We start from the raw sequence: 18,671 nt of genomic DNA, 5'->3' as shown, positions 1-18,671 counted from the left end.
GCCTAGGGGTTCAACCGATAGAGCCGGTGGAATCGACTTCCCGCGGGCAACACGTGCATCGCCGAGAAGCCCGCCCGCGCCGCGAGGGCGCGCAACGTCGGCGGCCGCAGCACCGCACCGGTTGGCTGCGCGCCGGGATCGGACATGGCGACGGGCAGGCAGTGCAGGACGCTGCACGCATACACGAACCGTTCGACGGGGTCGGCCGGCGCGGCGAAGCGCTCGTCCGCACGCGGTTCGAGCAGCAGCACGCACCCGCCGTCGGCGACCAGGCGCCGGGCCGCCCGCAGAACCTCGATCGGCCGAGCCATGTCGTGCAGGGAGTCGAGGACACAGACCAGCGCTGCGGGCTCGCCTTCGAGTGCCGCCGCGTCCGCCTCCACATAGCTCACCCGCCCACTCGCATCGGGCGGCAGTTGGCCGCGCGCGGCACGCAGAGCGGTCGCGTCGATGTCGAACCCGGTCACCGTGGCGTGCGGGTACGCCCGTGCCAGCGCTACGGTCGAGTGACCCGCGCCGCAGGCGATGTCGGCGATCGCCGCCCCCGCACCCAGCCGGGCCTCCACATCGGGCAGGTGTTCGGCGATCCAGCGTGGCAGCTTCCGGCGGTACAGTGCGGTGTTGAGCCCCGCCCCGTGGAAGCCGGCGAAGTCCTCGCCGCCGATGCCTCCGCCGATCCGGAACGCCGCCACCAGCTTGGGCAGCATCCCCGCCAGCGTGCCGACCGGCGTCAGCGCCATCGAGGCGACGTAGTGGGGATCGGCCGCGTCGAGCAGGGCCCGGCCGTGGCCGGGAGGCAGTGCGTACCGGCGAATCTGCGGCGGTCGGCGCACATCGTCGACGGCCAGTACGCCGGCGGATGCCTGCTGCTCCAGCCATTCCCGGACGTACCGCTCATGAGCGCCGGCCCGCTCCGCCGCCTCCACGCTCGTCGCCGGGCTCTCGGCCAGCTCGGCGTACAAGCCGAGCTCCAGGCCGAGATAGCAGGTCATCAGCTCGGCGCAGGCCAAGGACGCCTCGAACAGCCGGCCGGCAAGCGCCCGGGCGTCGACCTCGTCGGCTGGAACGGCCGGGACGGTCATGGCGTCGACGGCCAGTGCGGCTCGGGCAGCAGGTCCGCGGCGGCCCGCATGACCTCGGCCGGTCGGGCGGCGAGGTAGAAGTGATCGCCCCGCGGGAACACGTGCAGCGTGAACCGGCCGGTCGTGACGTACTGCCAGCTCATCACCTCCGGCGGAGACACCTCCGGGTCGGAGTCGCCGACGCACGCGACCACCGGTATCTTCAGGTCGCGGCCGAGCGGCGGCTTGTGCCCGGCGGCGAGCCGGAAATCGCTGCGAAACACCGGCAGGAGCAGGTCGCGTAGGTGCGCGTCGGCCATCACCCCCTCCGCGGTGCCACGCAGGCCCCGGATCCTGGCCCAGAGTTCTTCGTCGGGCAGCAGGTGCTCGGTCACCGGTCGGGTGTTGGCCGGCCCTTCATGACCCGAGACGACGAGCCCGCGTACGCTCGGTAGCCGTAACGCCACCTCCTGGGCGATCCGGGCGCCGAGGCTGTGCCCGAACAGGACGATGTCACCGGGGTGCCGGCGCAGCGCCTCGGCCGCCTGGTCGGCCAGGCGGGGCAGGTCTTCCAGGAACGGGTCGGCCATCCGATCGGCCCGGCCGGGGTACTGTACGGCGGTCAGGCCGACGCCGGCGGGCATCTGTCGAGCGAACGGCGCGAAGTAGCTGGCGGTCCCCCCCGCGTGCGGGAACGCGATCACCGTGCGGCCCGTCCCGGACGGGCGCAGGCTGCGCAGCCATCTGCTCACAGAACGCCCTCCTCCATCGGCAGGCCGCCGCCACGGGCCGCCGCGACGAGTTCGGCGAGAGCGGCCACGGTCGCGGTCTCGTAGACCTGGCGCAGCGTGACGTCGATGCCGGTGTGCCGCCGGATGGCGGCGGCGATCGACGTGGCGGTGAGGGAGTCGCCGCCGAGGGTGAAGAAGTTGTGCCCACGCCCGACCGCCGCGACACCGAGTACGTCGGCCCAGGTGGCGGCGATCAGCTTCTCCAACTCACCACGGGGCTCCTCATCGGACACCTGCTCGTCACCGAGCCAGCGGCGGGCCAACGCACCCCGATCCACCTTGCCGTTCACCGTCAACGGCAACTCCGCCAGCCGCACCACCCGCCGCGGGATCATGTACCCAGGCAACAGATCGGCGAGCTGCCCCGGCACATCCTCCTCGACCACCTCACCCACCACGTACGCGACCAGCGACGCCGACACCGTCCCGGACGGTGCCGCCAGCACCACCACAGCCTGACGCACACCCTCGCACCGCACCAACGCCGCCTCGATCTCACCAGTCTCGATACGGTGCCCGCGCAGCTTGACCTGCCCATCCCGACGCCCCAGGATCTCCAACACCCCACCAGGCCGATACCGGCCCATATCACCAGTCCGATACCACCGCCCCCCGTCCGACCCGACAACGAACTTCGCCGCCGTCAACTCCGGATCACCGGCATAGCCCTGCGCCACCCCCGCACCACCGATCCACAACTCACCCACCACCCAGTCCGGACAATCCCGCCCCCGCACATCCACCACCCGAAACGCCTGCCCCGCCAACGGCCACCCATACGGAACCGACGACCACCCCGGCAACGCCCCAGTCACCTCGAAAAAGTTCGACCAGATCGCCGCCTCCGTCGCCCCACCCAACGCCACAAAACGCGCCCCCGGAGCCAACGAACGCACCCGACCGACAAGATCCGGACGCACCCAGTCACCCGAAACCATCACCAGCCGCAAGCCCGGCAACGCCCCCCGACCCCCCACCACACAAACCATCTCCACCAGAGCCGGCACCGAATTCCACACCGTAACCCCATGCTCACGAGCCAACGCCAACAACACACCCGCCTCACGCCTGTCCTCATCAGAAGGCAACACAAGCGCACCACCCACACCAAGCACACCGAACACATCGAACACCGACAAATCAAAATCCAGACCAGACACCGCCAGCACCCGATCCGCACCCGTCACATCAAACCGCTCCACCACATCGACAATCGTGTTCACCGCCTGCCGATGCGACACCATCACACCCTTCGGCACACCCGTCGACCCCGACGTGAAAATCACATACGCCGTCTCATCCGCCGACACCTCAACCGGCCGCCCCACCGATGCGGCAAACGCCTCCTCCACACCAAACGAAACAACACCCTCCGGCCACACCAACCCCGGCACCGAACACACCCACCGCACATCCGCCGCCGCACACATCGCCGCCCGCCGCCCCACCGGCTGATCCGGCGAAACCGGCACAAACACACACCCCGCCACACTCACACCAACCGCAACCGCCACCTGATCAGCACCCTTCGGCAAACACACCCCCACCCGCGCACCAGACCCCACCCCCACCCCCCGCAAAAAACCCACCACAGCCAACGCCCGCGCCCGCAACTCACCAAACGACCACCCACCCGCAACCGCCACCCGCCCCCCATCCACACCCCACAAACCCGACCACAACAAACCACCACCAACACCACCACCACCAACACCACCAACACCCGAAGCCACACCATTGAGCACCCCACGCACCACAAGCTGATCAGCAGGCACGACGGTGGCGTGCGGGTCGGCCAGCAGCAGCTGGAAGCCAGCGAACATGTCGTCGAGCACTCCGGGCGGGAACGCTTCGGTCACGCAGTCCCAGTTGACGAGGACGCCACCGTCGAACTCCAGCACCTGGCAGTCCAACAGCGTCTGCGGAGTGCGTGACAGGCCGTGGACGTAGCGCCCCAGGGGACCGTCGAGCGGCTGATGCGCATCGGGCATGCCCAGGGCGCTGGTGAACACCACCGGTACCGGCACGAACGGCCGGCCGTCGCGGGCGGCCAGCTCCCGCAGCACCTCGATGCCCGACAGAGCCCGGTTGTCCATGCCAGCCCACAGGTTGCCCTGCAGGTCGGCGGCGGCCTCCCAGAAGGTACGCCCCGCGGGCCGGTAGGCCACCAGCGTCAGGTTGGTGAAGTCGCCGATGACACCGTCGATGTCGGGATGTACCGGCGGCCGGTCGAAGGTGGTGGCGACGAGCAGCAGATCCTGCCCCTCGCTCCACCGACTGACGGTCTCGGCATAGACGGCGGCCAGCATGCTCGACGGCGAGAGGCCGTGCTCACGCGCTGTTTCCGCCAGTCGCTGCCAACTCTGCCGGTCGAGAAACAGCTCTCGCCGCTCGAATCGGGGACGCTGCACGGTCGCCAGGTCGCGCGCCAGCGGAAGGCGGGGCGGGTCGGGCGCGACGGCCACCGTCTCGCGCCAGTACGCCCGGGCTGCCGCCACCTCGCCGGCCGGGATGTCGAACCCCACCACGTAGTCCCGGAAGGACAGCCCCAGCGGCGGCAGGTCGGCGGACGGGTCGACGACAAGCCTGCTCAGCTCCATGAAGAAGATCATCGCGCTACGGGCGTCGAACGTGACGTGGTTCAGCACGACGCCGAGGTGGCCGTCGGCGTATCCCAGCGCGAACGGTGGCCAGACCGCGGCGTCGAGGTCGACGTCGCGGAGCTGAGCCCGCAGCTTGTCGTGATCGGCGAAGATCTCGACGTGACCGGGCGGCACCTCGCGGAGCACGACCTGTTCGGCCGTGCCGGTGCAGACGGCGCGGAGCATGTCGTGCCGGGCGACGACGGCGGCGAGCGCGCGTTCGAGGGCGGCCACGTCGAGGCCGGGGGCGTCGAACTCCCAGTACGACTGAGAGCCGATGCCGCCCAGCACGAAGGCGTCTGCCCGCCCGACCTGGTACGCCCGCTGGACCTCGGTCAACGGGAAGGGCAGGTACCGGTCATCGGGCGCCTGGTGCAGGCGCGCCCGGACCGGCACCGGGCCGGTTACCTGTGTGGCCAGCCCGGCGACCGTGGGGTTGTCGAACAGGGCGCGGAGCGACACCGGCGGCAGGCCCTCCGCAGCGAGCCGGGCGATGAGCCGGGTGGCGGTGAGGGAGTCGCCGCCGAGGGTGAAGAAGTTGTGCCCACGCCCGACCGCCGCGACACCGAGTACGTCGGCCCAGGTGGCGGCGATCAGCTTCTCCAACTCACCACGGGGCTCCTCATCGGACACCTGCTCGTCACCGAGCCAGCGGCGGGCCAACGCACCCCGATCCACCTTGCCGTTCACCGTCAACGGCAACTCCGCCAGCCGCACCACCCGCCGCGGGATCATGTACCCAGGCAACAGATCGGCGAGCTGCCCCGGCACATCCTCCTCGACCACCTCACCCACCACGTACGCGACCAGCGACGCCGACACCGTCCCGGACGGTGCCGCCAGCACCACCACAGCCTGACGCACACCCTCGCACCGCACCAACGCCGCCTCGATCTCACCAGTCTCGATACGGTGCCCGCGCAGCTTGACCTGCCCATCCCGACGCCCCAGGATCTCCAACACCCCACCAGGCCGATACCGGCCCATATCACCAGTCCGATACCACCGCCCCCCGTCCGACCCGACAACGAACTTCGCCGCCGTCAACTCCGGATCACCGGCATAGCCCTGCGCCACCCCCGCACCACCGATCCACAACTCACCCACCACCCAGTCCGGACAATCCCGCCCCCGCACATCCACCACCCGAAACGCCTGCCCCGCCAACGGCCACCCATACGGAACCGACGACCACCCCGGCAACGCCCCAGTCACCTCGAAAAAGTTCGACCAGATCGCCGCCTCCGTCGCCCCACCCAACGCCACAAAACGCGCCCCCGGAGCCAACGAACGCACCCGACCGACAAGATCCGGACGCACCCAGTCACCCGAAACCATCACCAGCCGCAAGCCCGGCAACGCCCCCCGACCCCCCACCACACAAACCATCTCCACCAGAGCCGGCACCGAATTCCACACCGTAACCCCATGCTCACGAGCCAACGCCAACAACACACCCGCCTCACGCCTGTCCTCATCAGAAGGCAACACAAGCGCACCACCCACACCAAGCACACCGAACACATCGAACACCGACAAATCAAAATCCAGACCAGACACCGCCAGCACCCGATCCGCACCCGTCACATCAAACCGCTCCACCACATCGACAATCGTGTTCACCGCCTGCCGATGCGACACCATCACACCCTTCGGCACACCCGTCGACCCCGACGTGAAAATCACATACGCCGTCTCATCCGCCGACACCTCAACCGGCCGCCCCACCGATGCGGCAAACGCCTCCTCCACACCAAACGAAACAACACCCTCCGGCCACACCAACCCCGGCACCGAACACACCCACCGCACATCCGCCGCCGCACACATCGCCGCCCGCCGCCCCACCGGCTGATCCGGCGAAACCGGCACAAACACACACCCCGCCACACTCACACCAACCGCAACCGCCACCTGATCAGCACCCTTCGGCAAACACACCCCCACCCGCGCACCAGACCCCACCCCCACCCCCCGCAAAAAACCCACCACAGCCAACGCCCGCGCCCGCAACTCACCAAACGACCACCCACCCGCAACCGCCACCCGCCCCCCATCCACACCCCACAAACCCGACCACAACAAACCACCACCAACACCACCACCAACACCACCAACACCCGAAGCCACACCATTGAGCACCCCACGCACCACAAGCTGATCAGCAGGCACGAGCGCCGGGACCGGCCGCGTCCAGTCTTCGCCGGCCAGCCACTCCAGCAGGTACCGGTACGCGGTGAACATGCCGTCCAGAACACCCTCGGCGAAGAGGCCTTCGGCGCAGTCCCAGTTGATCAGCAGCCCGCCGTCGAACTCCAGCACCTGGCAGTCCAACAGCGTCTGCGGCACCTGCGAGATGGTCCACACCGGCTCGCCGAACGTCGCGCGTACCCGCGGACTGTAGAGGTCGCCGATGCCAATCGCGCTGGTGAACACCACCGGCGCAAGAGCCGGCTCCCCCCACTGGCGGCTCAGGTCGCGCAGCACCGACACCGCCGAGTATGCGACGTTGTCGGCGTCGGCGTAGAGCCTCTCCTGCAGGCGTTGGGCGGTGGTCGAAAAGCCAGAGCCGGACAGGTCGCACTCGAGCAGCAGTAGGTTGGTGAAGTCGCCGACGACCGCGCCGACATCCTCGTGCACCTGCTCGCGCAGGTAGAACGGCAGTGTCAGGAGGAACCGATCCTGCTCGGCGTACGCGCCGACGACTTCGGCGTACGCCGTCAGCAGCACGGTGGAGAGCGACAGTCCCTTGTCACGCGCCTTTTCCTCCAGCCGCACGGTCTGGTCGGCCGGCAACACGAGATGGCGGCGGTGGATGCGTCGTTGCGAGGCGGTGGCCTCGTGCAGTGGCAGCGTCGGCAGCCGGGGTGCCCGCGGCATCCTGGCCAGCCGTTCCAGCCAGTAGGGCCGCGCCCGCTCGGCGGCAGCCGCCGCGGTGTCCCGCACGTCCGCCACGTACGCGGCAAAGGTGTAGTTCAGCGGCGGTAGCGGGTCGCCGCGGTAGATCGCCTCCAGGTCGTTGAGCATGATGCGGAAGCTGTCGGCGTCGGCGACCATCATGTCGATCGTCAGGTGCAGCCGCGTCCGCCCACCGTCCACGAGTGAAAGTGCGGCGTCCACGTTCCGCCCCGTGGCGGGGTCGAGCCGCTGCTGGCCCAACGCCCGGCGGCGGGCCTCGAGATCCGCCGCGCTGGAGTCCGGGTAGACCCGCAACGAAGGAGCGACTCCGTCAGGCAGTATGCGTTGCCGGCCGTCCTCGCCGACCGCGACACGCAGCATCGGATGCCGCTGCACCAGCCGGTGCAGGGCCGAGCGCATCCGGGCCGGGCTGACGGCGGCGCCGTCGAGCTCGACGTAGTACTGCGCGCCCACGCCGCCGAGGGTGAGTCGCTCGTCACGGCCGGCCCAGTAGGCATACTGCACCGGGGTGAGTTCGAACGGCTCGTGGCCGAGGAGGATCGAGGACGGCCCGGCGGCGGGGGCGGCGGCCGGCAGGCGCTCGGACGCCGCCCACCAGCCAGCGACCGTGGGATTCTGCGCCATGGTCGAGAACCGGATGCCCCGACCGCGGGCACGCAACCGGGTCAGCACACGCATCATCCGCAGCGAGTCCATGCCACGCAGGGTGAGGTCCTCACCGTCAGTGATCGCCTGCGTCTCGAGCAGCTCGGCGACGACCGCGCGCAGGTCGTCGACGGTAAGTTCGCCGCTCATCAGGAGACCTGACGGGCTCGGATTTCCCGTACGACGTGGTCGCAGATGTGCCCGACGGTCGAAATGCTCCGGGCGACTGGCTCGTCGATGGTAGGCAGATCGAACTGATCTTCCAGGGTGAAGGCGAGCTCGGTCAGCGACAGGGAGGCGAACTCCAGGTCGTCGACGAGGTGGGCCTCGTCGACGACCTTGGCGTCACGGTTGGGAGCAAGCTCGGCGATTATCTCGCGCACCGAGTCGCGCGTACGGGCTTCTGCGACATCGTCCATGCGGTCTCCCAGGCTCGGCGTGCAACGTGACGGCTATCGGTATCCATCGTTCGAACCATGTCGCCGGGGATCACCAACTGATCGGCAGGGTCGCCGGACCAGTCGGCGGATAGTGCAGGTATTCCAGTTCCTCGACGGGCTTGGCCAGGCGCAGCTCCGGCAGGCGGCGCAGAATCGCCTCCAGCCCGACCGCCACCTCCTTGCGGGCGACCTGGTTGAAGTTGCAGTAGTAGAAGCCGTGCCCGAAGGTCAGATGTGGGCAGTTTTCGCGGGTGATGTCGAAGCCGTCCGGATCGGCGAAAACGTCCGGGTCGTGGTTGGCCGACACGACGTCCAGCACCAGCATGTCGCCTTGGCGGATCTGGATTCCGTCATATTCGAAGTCCGTCTCGGCGTAGCGGTCGGTGCCGCCGATGTCCTGCGGCGTGGGGTTGAAGTGGCGCAGCACCTCCTCCACCGCCCGGTCCATCAACTCCGGCCGCTTCTTCAGCAGGGCCAGTTGATCGGGGTGTGTCAGGAGCAGCAGCGTGCCGAAGTCGATCGCCGCGGCCGAGACCTGCCAACCGAGCCCCAGGATCCAGATGATCAGGTTGGCCGTCCGGCCGACGTGCATCTCGTCCGGGCCGTCCTGCGCAAGCAGGAAGGAGACGATGTCGTCGCCCGGTTGCTCCTGCCGTGACCTGATCAGATCGCGGACGTAGTTGCTCAACTGTCGCAGGGCGATGGCGGCCTTCTTGTAGTCGCGGGACTCCTTGTCGTCGGCCCATTTGCGAAACAGTGGAACATCGGTGTCCGGCACGCCCAGCAGATCGCACACCACCTTGGCGCACAGCGGCGTCGAAAACTGGTCACCGAGGTTGGCGGGCGGTCCCTGCGCCACCATGTGATCCAGCAGACCGTCGGCATACGCCCGCACGTCCGGCATCGTGCGGTGGATGTTGCTGGGCTTGAACATCTTCGTCATGGTGACCCGCCGACGTGCCCGCTCCTCGCGATCGGACTCTCCGTCGGCGACCGCCCGGTCGGCGAGGCGCAGCAACACCCGATGCATCGGTGAATCGGCGAACCACGAAGACACCTGGGTGCTGGGCGGCTGCATGCTCAGCCGGTTGTCGTTCATCAGCTCGTTGACCTGAGCGTGGCGGCGGACGAACCAGGCTTCGCGGCCGTCGGGCGTCACGGACCTGACGACCTCACTCATCGGGCTTCAACCCCCTCATGGGGGGCGAGGTCGCTCAGCCGGCATCGGGCGGAGCCCATCTCGTAAGACTCGGTCAGCTCGTCCGGTTGCGCCGTGGATGTGCTCATGCGGTGATCCTTCCGCTGAGAGGCGGGCCGGTTTCCACAAGGCCCGTGTCGGCTGACGAGCAACGGCGAGAGACTGGCCGGGACCGCTTCCCCTCCGGGGTGGACCCGACGACATCATAGATTGACACATCTCTTGTGGGGAATACCCGCACGCGTCCCGTCAGGTGGTGAAACCGGCCGCCGGTAGGAGGGCAAGCAGTTCACGGCGGATCGGCTTGCCGAGCGCTGTCCGGGGAATGGCATCCACCACGATCACGTGCTGCGGCGCGAACGGCCCCCTCATCGCCAGCAGAGTTCGTTGGACGGCCATTGTGTCGGCCGAGTCCTCGGCGCCGACCAGGAAAACAGCGATCGCGTCCGACCGCCCTGGCGCTTGCACCCCGGCAACCACGAACTCCGTCTTCGGCGGCAGCTTGCGGGCGAGGATCGCCTCGACGGTCTCCGGCGACAGCCGGCCGCCGCCGATGATGATCTGCTCTCGCGCCCGGCCGATCAACCGGATCGTCCCGTCGGGCTGCCGCTGTCCGATGTCGCCGGTCCGGGTCCAGCCGTCGACAAACCACTCCTCGTTGAGCGCCGCGTCGGTCAGGTAGTTCAGTGAGCTGGTCCGGGAGCGCACGGCGATCTCGCCGGTCTGCCCGTCCGGCACCTCCCGGCCAAGGTGGTCCACAACACGCGCCTCCGTGCCGTCGACCGGCCGCCCGATCGAGGCGGCCCCGGGATCGCGCAGATTCACGAACGAGGCGGCCCCGCCCTCCGTCAGCGCGTAGATCGACACGATGCGTGCTCGGGGGAAGGCGGCCACCAGCCGTTGCCGCACGGCGTCCGGCAGCGGTGCACCGACCAGCCGCAGCACGCGTACGCCGTTCGCCCAACCCGGCAACGGGAGCGCGGCCACCGAGCCGGCGGCGTGCGGCGTGAGATGCAGTTCGCGTACCTCCCATCCGTCACACGCCTCCGGCAGAGCTGCCGGCGATGGCGCCCACACGCTCGTGACACCGCGGGCGAGGTGGTTCAGGAAGACGCCGTGCAGTCCGCCTGAGACGGCGATCGGCACACCCGTGTGTCCGACCACCCGCCGGCCCCGGCTCGCCAGCATCTCCGGGCGGCTCGCACCCACCCAGTGGCTGTGCTGCGAGACGACCGCCTTGGGCTTGCCGGTGGTGCCGGAGGTGAAGACGACGTCCAGCGGATCGTCGGGGCCGGGCACCGGGGGCGTCCGCACCGGCACCGACGCCGCGCGCAGGTCGGGGAATGTCGGCACGTCGCCGACGATCAGACTCACGCCCACCTCCGCGCGGGCCGTCTCCCGCGTCTCCGCGGACGAGATCAGCACCGCGACGGCCCCGAGCCAGCTCACCGCGCAGTACGCGACCGCCACCTCGGACCAGGTGGCCAGCCGGGCGTCGATGCCCACCCGGTGGCCCGCCCGAACGCCCGCCGCGTGCAGCACCGTCGCGGCACGTCGCGTTCGGTCGGCGAGTTCGGCGCCGGTACACGTCTGCCCGCCCGCCTGGGCCAGCAGCGGGACGTCCGGCCTCAGTTCGGCCGCGGCAAGCACGAGCTCGGGCAGCGTACGCCAGCCTGGGACGCCATCATCCACCGTGTCACTCCCCGAGAGTTGACGGTTACGCGCATCACCATCAGGCTAGGACATCGACGCGGACAAGTCGCCGATGTCCATCGACCGTCTCAGGGAGGACATGCGCCATGACCGTTGCTGTCGAGGATCTCCAGGGCCGGATGGTTGACTGCGACACTCATCTCTACGTAGCGCCCTATCAGTTTCCGGCCGCCTTCGGCGAGGACTTCGCGCCGCGCTTCCGGGCGATCCACGAGCGTACCTTCGGCAAGCGTGACGTCGTCGAGTACGCGAGGCCACTCGACGAGGCAAGTGTCTGGCGGCTCAAGCACTGGGACACACCCGCTGGCTACGACGTCGACGAGCGGATGGCAACGCTGAACATGATGGGCGTCGACCGGCAGTTGCTGTTCGCCGACGGGATCGTGTCCAGCGCGCTCAGCTCGCACCTGCACGGAGCGTGGACGGCTGTGCAGCGCTACAACGACTTCGGTCTCGACTGGAGCCGGCCGTCGAAGGGGCGCCTTCGCCCGGCGAGCGTACTGCCGCTGCACGATGTGGAGGCGGCGACCGCCGAGGCACGCCGACTCATCGCCGCGGGCGCGTACGGGTTCAGCGTCTACTGCGGCGCGGCGCCGGGCGGGTTCTCCCCGGCCGACATGGTCTGGGATCCGTTGTGGAGCATGCTGGAGGAGGCCGATACGCCGCTGCTGCTGCACTCCGGCTCCGAGTCCGGTTTTCTGGACAAGCGCTGGTCCCGGGGAACTCCCATCGATGCCGGGCCCGCCATGGGTGCCGAGGGCGGGCCGTTCACCCTCGCGATGAGCCACCTCGGACCGCAGGTCTTCGTCTCGACAATGATCATTGGGGGTGTGCTGGAGCGCCATCCGCGCCTGCGCCTGGGCATCCTGGAGTTCCTGGCGTCCTGGATCGGGCCGCTGGCCGAGCTGTTGGACCAGAGCGTCGACTACTATCCCGGGCTGCTCACCTCCACTGCTCCGCTCAAGCCCAGTGAGTACATCAACCGCCAGGTCCGGGCGACGCCGTTCTATTGGGAGCCGCTGCACCGGTACATCGAGCGGTACGGGCTGGAAGACGTTTACGTTTTTTCCACCGACTTCCCCCATTCCGAGGGCGGCCTTGACCCCGTCGGCGTCATGCACGAGTCGATGTCGAAGGTCGGCGACACGGCCGTAGAAAAGTTTTTCGTCCACAACGGCCGGTGGCTGATGCCCGACTTGGACCGACCGTGAACGGGTCTGCTCCCTGCAACTGAGCCGGCGACCACCTCCCGTCACCCGGCCGACGCAGCCGCCAGGTAGTCGCGGATGACTTCGGCGCCGGCATGGAGGTCTTTTTCCGGTCGGCTCAACGCGATTCTCAGATGGCCCGCGCCCTCTGCCCGGTCGGCCCAGTGAAAGTTGCCGCAGGGCAACACGTGAACGTCCCGTGCCCGCAGGTCATCGCTGACCCGGCCGGCGTCGAGCCCCGGTGGCAGGGCCAGCCGCTCGACGCTGATCCGGTTGCCGGGGTCCGGCCAACGCCCGTACGTCGGCTGCGGCAACGCCGCGTGCAGGCCGGCCCGGTGGCGTGCGATCGTCTGGTGCAATGCGGCGAAGCCGCCGCCAGCGCCCTCCCGGGCGAGCGCCGTGACCAGGCAGAGAATCATCGGCGACACGCCGAGGAGGATGTCGGTGTAGATCCGCCACAACGGCAGCCGGCCGCCGGTGGCGTACGCCAGGAAACCCACCTTGAGGTCGAGGGACGGGAAGACCTTGCCCGTGTCCTCGATGACCACCCACTCCACCCCGGAGTCGGCGAGCACGCGGTAGTGGTCGTACTGCGCCCGTGGGTCGAACGCCCGGAACGACGTGTCGAGGGCCAGGACGACGTTGTGCGCGGCGCACCATGCCGCCCACTGTGCGAGCGCGGGCTCGTCCAGCACGCCACCGGTGGGGTTGTTGGGGGTGGTGATGAAGAGCGCGTCCAGATCCGGCAACACGGCGGTGTCCGCCCGGTGCAGCACGTGCTCGGGCACGGCGCGAAGGCCCAGCCCCACTCCACGCAGGATGTCCGGGATGTTGTCGAAGGTCGGGTGGATGAGCCCGACCCGGCGCAGGCCCGCCGCGAACAACGCCCGGGCGAAGATCTCCATCGCCACCGAGGAGGAGTAGCAGGACAGGATCTTCGCCTCGGTCAGGGCCGTGTGCTGACCGAGGACGGAGAGGTAGGTCACCTGCGCCTCCCGGTCGAGATCAGGCACCACGGCCCGCCGCGCGGTGTGGAACAGTTCCGGCAGTCGGTCGACGATCTTTTCCTGGCCGGGCGTCAACGGCTGACGGGCGTGCCCGTCGGCCAGATTGAGCCCGACGCGCTCGGCCCGAATCTCCAGTTCGGTCAAATTGGCGGTACTCAGGCGGACGCCGGCTTCCCGGTGCGGAACGGTCATGGCACTTACTCCTGCTCGCAGGCCCGGCGGGCCGCTGTCGCGACGCCGGTTCGTCTGGACGTGGGGTAGAGCCGTGGTCCCAACGGGTCAGGCGCTCCAGCCACTCGCACGCGCGCCCGGGAGGACCGGCGGAGACACGAAGGCAGGTTGGGACAGCCAGTTTCGATCGGTGGACCCGTCGACATCCTAAAGGGAGACGTCTCTGCTTGGATACGTGTCCAAGTTCGGTCGTGCCGGGCATTGGGCACCTTTCGCACTTCGAGTCGCGGTCATGGCCGGGCGAATCCCCGTTCGGATCGACACAAACGGCTGTCGATCCGCGCGGACGACTGCCGTAATCTTCACTGCGAAGTCCTGCCGCGGGGCCTCACCGGTCCGTGGCAGTCTCGACGGCGACAGTGGGAGCCACCGTGACCGAGAGCACCGGACATCAGGACTATCCCGGCCGTGTCTCTGAGGTCGTCCTGCGACCCCACTACGACACTGCCAACACCCGGCTTCGGGTGGGAACACGCGGATTGACGGCGCTCGCCGAGGAAGCCGTCGTGCACTGGTTCCGGGTCCGCAAGCTGAGCCCGGCCGTACTGCTGGAACGGTTCGGCCTGGAGTTTTCGATCATCGACTGTTCCAGCCTGGCCTTTGGCGTGGCCCACCTTGACGATGAGATCACCGCGAGTGCCCAGCCGGTCGGCAGCCGTTACTTCAACGTGCGGCTGTCCGTCGGCGACCGGCGGGTGCTGCAAAGTCGCATCACCGTGGTCATGCCGCGGGTGCCCGGCCGCCGCGAGGAGTTGCCCGAGGAACTGACGGGCATGGCGATCGACGAATTCGACCGCATCCCCACCGCCGTCGATACCCATGATCCGGAGTTCGAGGCGCGTGACCTCGACGAGCGCATCACCAACGACGCGCTGGGTTGGTTTCGCTCCTGGCGCGTACCGGTGTCGGGGTGCCACTACGACAACCGCATGCAGTACTCCGGACATCTGCGAATCCTCGACGAGCTGGCCGAGCTGTTCGCCGCCGACCGGGGACTGCCGGCCCGCCAGACCCTCCTGGAACACGGCCTCGTGCCCGTCATGCCCCGGGTGCGCCTACGCCTGCTGGCCGACGCCTATGCGGGTGACCTTGTGCACACGACCTACGAGGTACACCAGGTGGTCGGTGGCGCCTGCTTCGACTGCCGCTTCGACGCCCACGTCCAGCGGGGCGACCGGCGAATTCCGGTCGCGACGGGAATCCTGCTGTCGGCGTACGCCCGCGAGGATGATCGGGCAGGCAAGCCGGTGCCACTGCCCACCGACATCATCGAGGCGATGACCGGCCCGGGTACGCGCGGCCAGCGGATCGAGATGCACAGCGCCTGACCAGGACACATCGCCTGAGCCCGGCCGTCACGGACACCGAGGAGAGCACATGTTGACCGGATGCATCCCGTGGCCGGACGAAGTCGCCAAGGTGTATCGGCAACGCGGTTTGTGGCGCGGCGACCGTCTCGGCGACCTGCTACGCCGTGATCCGGGCGCGACAGCCCTGGTAACCGCCGACGGCCGCCACACCTACGGTGAGCTGTCGGCCCGCGCAGACCGGCTTGCGGCGGGCCTTAAGGCGCTCGGCATAGAGCGTCTCGACCGGGTGCTCGTGCAGCTGCCGAACACCGCCGACTTCGTCACTACCTGCGTGGGCCTGTTCCGGCTCGGCGCGCTGCCCGTGCTGGCGATGCCCGGTCTCCGCCTGGCCGAGCTGCGCCACCTGGCCGAGAGTACCGAGGCGCAGCTGGCGATCCTGCCGGAGGTGTGGCAGGGGTTCGACCATCGCGAGCTCGGCCGGGACCTGGTAAAAGCCGTGCCGACCCTGCGAACCGTGGTGATCGCCGGGGTGGCCGAGGAGTTCGTGCCGCTGTCCGCGGTGGATGCTCCGGCCACCGACCTGCCGACGGTCGACCCGGCCGAGGTCGCCTTCTTCCTGCTCAGCGGCGGCACGACCCGGCTACCGAAACTCATACCGCGCACGCACGACGACTACGCGTACCAGATGCGTGCGACGGCCTCTGCCGTCGGCCTGGACAGCTCGTCGGCGTACGTGGCCGCGCTGCCGGTGGCCCACAACGCGGCGCTCGGCTGCCCCGGGATCCTCGGCGCCTTCCAGGCCGGCGCGACGGTGCTGATGGCCCGCTCCCCGAGCCCAGACGCCGTCTTCCCGCTGCTGGCCGCAGCCGGCAACCACCCGTTGCTGGTGACGACGCTGATGCCCGCCCTCGTACCGCTGTGGCGCGAGTCGGCCGCCGCGTACCAGGCCGACCTGGGCCGGCTCGTCGTCGAGGTCGGTGGCTCGGTGATCGACGTCGACGCCTTGCGGGCGTTCGAGACCGAGACCGGCTGCCGGGTCACCCGATGGTTCGGGATGGCGGAAGGGCCGCTGAGCTTCACCCGGCCGCACGACCCCGCCGCGGACCGTCTCGCCAACGAGGGCTACCCCCTCAGTCTGGAAGACGAATACGCCGTCGTCGGCGAGGACGGTCGCACCCTGCCCCCGGGGGCGGTCGGCGAGTTGCTCGTGCGCGGTCCGACCACACTGCGGGGCTACTACCGCGAACCCGAGTTCAACGCGGCCAGGTTCACCGCCGACGGCTTCCTCCGTACCGGCGACCTGGCGAGCATCGACATCGAGGGGTTGCTGACCATCCGCGGGCGCACCGGTGACGTCGTCAACCGCGGCGGCGAAAAGGTCCCGGCCGTCCTCGTCGAGTCTCGGCTGGCCGAGCACCCGGCGGTCAAGATGTGCGCGGTGACCGGCGTGCCGGACCCGGTGCTCACCGAGAAGGTCGCCGCCTTCGTCGTTCCCGAGGGGACACCCCCGACCCTGGCCGACCTGGTCGCGTTCCTGCGGGCCGCCGGCATCGCTCCGCACTGCTTCCCAGAGCATCTGGTGATCCTGGACCGGCTGCCGACGACCGCCGTAGGCAAGGTCGACAAAAAGGCACTCCTGCGAGACACGTGATGCGCGCACCAGAACACCCGACATTGCTCGGCGATTCATACATCCAGGATCCGTATCCGCAGCTGGCCGCCTGGCGTGGCAGCGGCGAGGTGCCGCTGGTCCGGCTCCAGTACGGCATCTCGGCCCGGCTGGTCAGCCGCTTCGACGACGCCCAACTGGTGTTGGACTCCCCCGCCGTCAGCAAGGACGTGCGCCGGGCGCTGCGGCTACTCGGGCGCGACGACGACGTGCTCTCGGAGCACATGCTCAATGCCGACCCGCCCGAACACGGACGGTTGCGGCGGCTGGCGGCCCCCGCGGTCGTGCGGGGCCGAGCCGCCGCCTGGACCCCGGTCGTCGAGCGGATCGTGACCGGACTCGTCGACCGGATCGCCGAGCGCGGCGGAGCCGACCTCGTGGCCGACCTCGCCATTCCGCTGCCGATCCTGCTCATCTGCCGCATTCTCGGCGTACCGCGGTCCGATGTGGAGCTGGTCCTCGGGCTGTCCCGGGAGCTCGTCGAGCAGTCCGGCCCCGAGCAGGTCGCCAGGGCCACCGGTGCACTCAACGCGTACCTGTCCGAGCTGCTCGTCGCCAAAGCACGCCGGCCGGGCGACGACGGGCTCAGCCTGCTCGCCGGGCATTCGGCGGCCGGCCGGATGACCGCCACCCAGGTGCTGTCCACCGCCTTCCTGCTGCTCTTCGCCGGCCACGAGACGACGACGAATCTCATCGGCAACGGGGCACTGGCCCTGCTCACCCACGCCGAGCAGTTCCACCGCCTGCGCGCGGACCCTGCCCTGCTGGTCCACGCCGTCGAGGAGCTGCTGCGCTACGACAGCCCGGTCAGCCACGCGACGATCCGCTACACCACCGCGGAGGTCCGGCTGAGCGCCGACCGGGTCCCGCGCGGCCGGTTCGTGCTCGTCTCGCTCGCCGGAGCCAATCGCGACGAGCGCCGTTTTCCGGACCCCGACCGGCTGGACATCGGCCGGGTGCACCACCGCCACCTGGCCTTCGGCGACGGCCCGCACACCTGCCTCGGCGCACCGCTGGCCCGGTTGCAGGGACACGTCGTGTTCCGGGCGCTGGCTCACCGGCTGCCGCGGTTGAGCCTGGCCGTCGACCCGGCCACCCTCGTGCGGCGAAACAGTACGCTCGTCCGCGGCCTTACGTCACTGCCCGTAACCTGCTAAACCCGCCAACCCGCCAACCCGGCTTGACAGCCCCCGCCATCTTGGCGAATCTCTATGTCAACGGTTGTCCGGTGCGATCGATCGACGGTGCGACGGTCCGTGCCGTCGTCGTCGTGGCCTTCGGGCGTTCGATCCGGGCCATCCTCCTCTGTCGTCCATCGCGCCCCCGGCAAAGGCGCTGCTCCAGCTGGCGCCACAGCGGCCCAGCACGAAGGGAATCCGATGACCGCTCCAGGGCTGCCGGCCATCGTGCGCACGTTGTCCGTTCCCGTGTCGCCGCGACGGGCGTTCGAGGCGTTCACCGAGGACATCGGCGAGTGGTGGGACACCAACTTCACCGCCTCCGGCTCCGACTTCGCCACGGCGGTCATCGAGCCGCAGGAGGGCGGGCGGGTCTACGAGGTCGACGAGAAGGGCGGCGAGCACGGCTGGGGCAGCGTCGCGGCGTGGGAACCGTACGAACGCGTCGCCCTGCGCTGGACGCACGGCCTCGACGACGAGGCCGACACCGAGGTGGAGGTGAGCTTCGTCGCCGACGGCACCGGCAGCTCGGTACGCTTCGAACACCGGGGCTGGTCTGCCGATCAGGAGCGCGACCGCGACAAGTTCGACGACGCTGGCGGCTGGGACGTGTTGCTGAGCGCGTACGAGGACCACGTAACCTCCGCGGCCGGGTAGCC

12 protein-coding genes are annotated in these 18,671 nt (G+C 69.3%); 5 read left to right on the top strand and 7 right to left on the bottom strand.

The genetic code is table 11. The features are described from left to right. Window positions 1–2: 2 nt before the first annotated feature. From ACN28C_RS19365 to ACN28C_RS19340, 6 genes are all read right to left on the bottom strand, one after another. On the bottom strand, window positions 3–1,082 hold the full coding sequence (locus ACN28C_RS19365; protein ID WP_422768956.1) for a class I SAM-dependent methyltransferase: 1,080 nt from the start codon (window positions 1,080–1,082) through the stop codon (window positions 3–5). Beyond that, window positions 1,079–1,813, bottom strand: coding sequence for a thioesterase II family protein (locus ACN28C_RS19360; protein ID WP_422768955.1), 735 nt, complete (start codon window positions 1,811–1,813; stop codon window positions 1,079–1,081). Before ACN28C_RS19360 ends, ACN28C_RS19365 begins: the two co-directional genes overlap by 4 nt. After that, window positions 1,810–8,208 (bottom strand): amino acid adenylation domain-containing protein, encoded by a 6,399-nt coding sequence (locus ACN28C_RS19355; RefSeq protein WP_422768954.1) that lies wholly within the window; start codon window positions 8,206–8,208, stop codon window positions 1,810–1,812. Before ACN28C_RS19355 ends, ACN28C_RS19360 begins: the two co-directional genes overlap by 4 nt. Continuing rightward, window positions 8,208–8,477, bottom strand: coding sequence for an acyl carrier protein (locus tag ACN28C_RS19350; protein WP_422768953.1), 270 nt, complete (start codon window positions 8,475–8,477; stop codon window positions 8,208–8,210). The genes ACN28C_RS19355 and ACN28C_RS19350 overlap by 1 nt, the downstream gene beginning before the upstream one ends. A 70-nt stretch (window positions 8,478–8,547) precedes the next feature. Beyond that, entirely contained in the window at window positions 8,548–9,657 is a 1,110-nt protein-coding gene (locus ACN28C_RS19345) for a cytochrome P450 (RefSeq protein ID WP_422768952.1), read from the bottom strand. A gap of 288 nt (window positions 9,658–9,945) precedes the next feature. Then, window positions 9,946–11,388, bottom strand: a complete 1,443-nt coding sequence (locus ACN28C_RS19340; protein ID WP_422768951.1) for a class I adenylate-forming enzyme family protein — start codon at window positions 11,386–11,388, stop codon at window positions 9,946–9,948. A 107-nt stretch (window positions 11,389–11,495) separates the two neighbouring features. Here ACN28C_RS19340 and ACN28C_RS19335 point away from each other — a divergent pair, with 107 nt between their 5' ends. Next, window positions 11,496–12,620 (top strand): amidohydrolase family protein, encoded by a 1,125-nt coding sequence (locus tag ACN28C_RS19335; RefSeq protein ID WP_422768950.1) that lies wholly within the window; start codon window positions 11,496–11,498, stop codon window positions 12,618–12,620. A gap of 41 nt (window positions 12,621–12,661) precedes the next feature. Here the strand turns inward: ACN28C_RS19335 and ACN28C_RS19330 are convergent, their stop codons facing one another. After that, window positions 12,662–13,816, bottom strand: coding sequence for an aminotransferase class I/II-fold pyridoxal phosphate-dependent enzyme (locus ACN28C_RS19330; RefSeq protein WP_422768949.1), 1,155 nt, complete (start codon window positions 13,814–13,816; stop codon window positions 12,662–12,664). Window positions 13,817–14,226: 410 nt separating this feature from the next. Here ACN28C_RS19330 and ACN28C_RS19325 point away from each other — a divergent pair, with 410 nt between their 5' ends. The 4 genes from ACN28C_RS19325 to ACN28C_RS19310 all read left to right on the top strand — a co-directional run bounded on the left by ACN28C_RS19325 (window position 14,227) and on the right by ACN28C_RS19310 (window position 18,669). Beyond that, window positions 14,227–15,183: a hypothetical protein gene (locus ACN28C_RS19325; protein WP_422768948.1), complete on the top strand. Its 957-nt coding sequence runs from the start codon at window positions 14,227–14,229 to the stop codon at window positions 15,181–15,183. A 49-nt stretch (window positions 15,184–15,232) separates the two neighbouring features. Beyond that, window positions 15,233–16,816, top strand: a complete 1,584-nt coding sequence (locus ACN28C_RS19320) for a (2,3-dihydroxybenzoyl)adenylate synthase (protein ID WP_422768947.1) — start codon at window positions 15,233–15,235, stop codon at window positions 16,814–16,816. Further along, complete coding sequence (locus ACN28C_RS19315) at window positions 16,816–17,991, top strand: cytochrome P450 family protein (protein ID WP_422768946.1); 1,176 nt, start codon at window positions 16,816–16,818, stop codon at window positions 17,989–17,991. Before ACN28C_RS19320 ends, ACN28C_RS19315 begins: the two co-directional genes overlap by 1 nt. A 258-nt stretch (window positions 17,992–18,249) precedes the next feature. Beyond that, window positions 18,250–18,669, top strand: a complete 420-nt coding sequence (locus tag ACN28C_RS19310; protein WP_422768945.1) for an SRPBCC domain-containing protein — start codon at window positions 18,250–18,252, stop codon at window positions 18,667–18,669. Window positions 18,670–18,671: the final 2 nt, after the last annotated feature.

It is taken from the genome of Plantactinospora sp. WMMC1484, assembly GCF_049315195.1.
Lineage (GTDB): Bacteria > Actinomycetota > Actinomycetes > Mycobacteriales > Micromonosporaceae > Plantactinospora.
The sequence above is the reverse complement of the archived record's forward strand: the minus strand, read 5'-3'. Positions and strand labels throughout refer to the sequence as shown.

Excerpts from the sequence above, each read along its gene's own strand:
- ACN28C_RS19365 (WP_422768956.1), bottom strand. The coding sequence starts at position 1,082 with ATGACCGTCCCGGCCGTTCCAGCCGACGAGGTCGACGCCCGGGCGCTT.
- ACN28C_RS19355 (WP_422768954.1), bottom strand. The coding sequence starts at position 8,208 with ATGAGCGGCGAACTTACCGTCGACGACCTGCGCGCGGTCGTCGCCGAG.
- ACN28C_RS19350 (WP_422768953.1), bottom strand. The coding sequence starts at position 8,477 with ATGGACGATGTCGCAGAAGCCCGTACGCGCGACTCGGTGCGCGAGATA.
- ACN28C_RS19335 (WP_422768950.1), top strand. The coding sequence starts at position 11,496 with ATGACCGTTGCTGTCGAGGATCTCCAGGGCCGGATGGTTGACTGCGAC.
- ACN28C_RS19330 (WP_422768949.1), bottom strand. The coding sequence starts at position 13,816 with ATGACCGTTCCGCACCGGGAAGCCGGCGTCCGCCTGAGTACCGCCAAT.
- ACN28C_RS19320 (WP_422768947.1), top strand. The coding sequence starts at position 15,233 with ATGTTGACCGGATGCATCCCGTGGCCGGACGAAGTCGCCAAGGTGTAT.
- ACN28C_RS19315 (WP_422768946.1), top strand. The coding sequence starts at position 16,816 with ATGCGCGCACCAGAACACCCGACATTGCTCGGCGATTCATACATCCAG.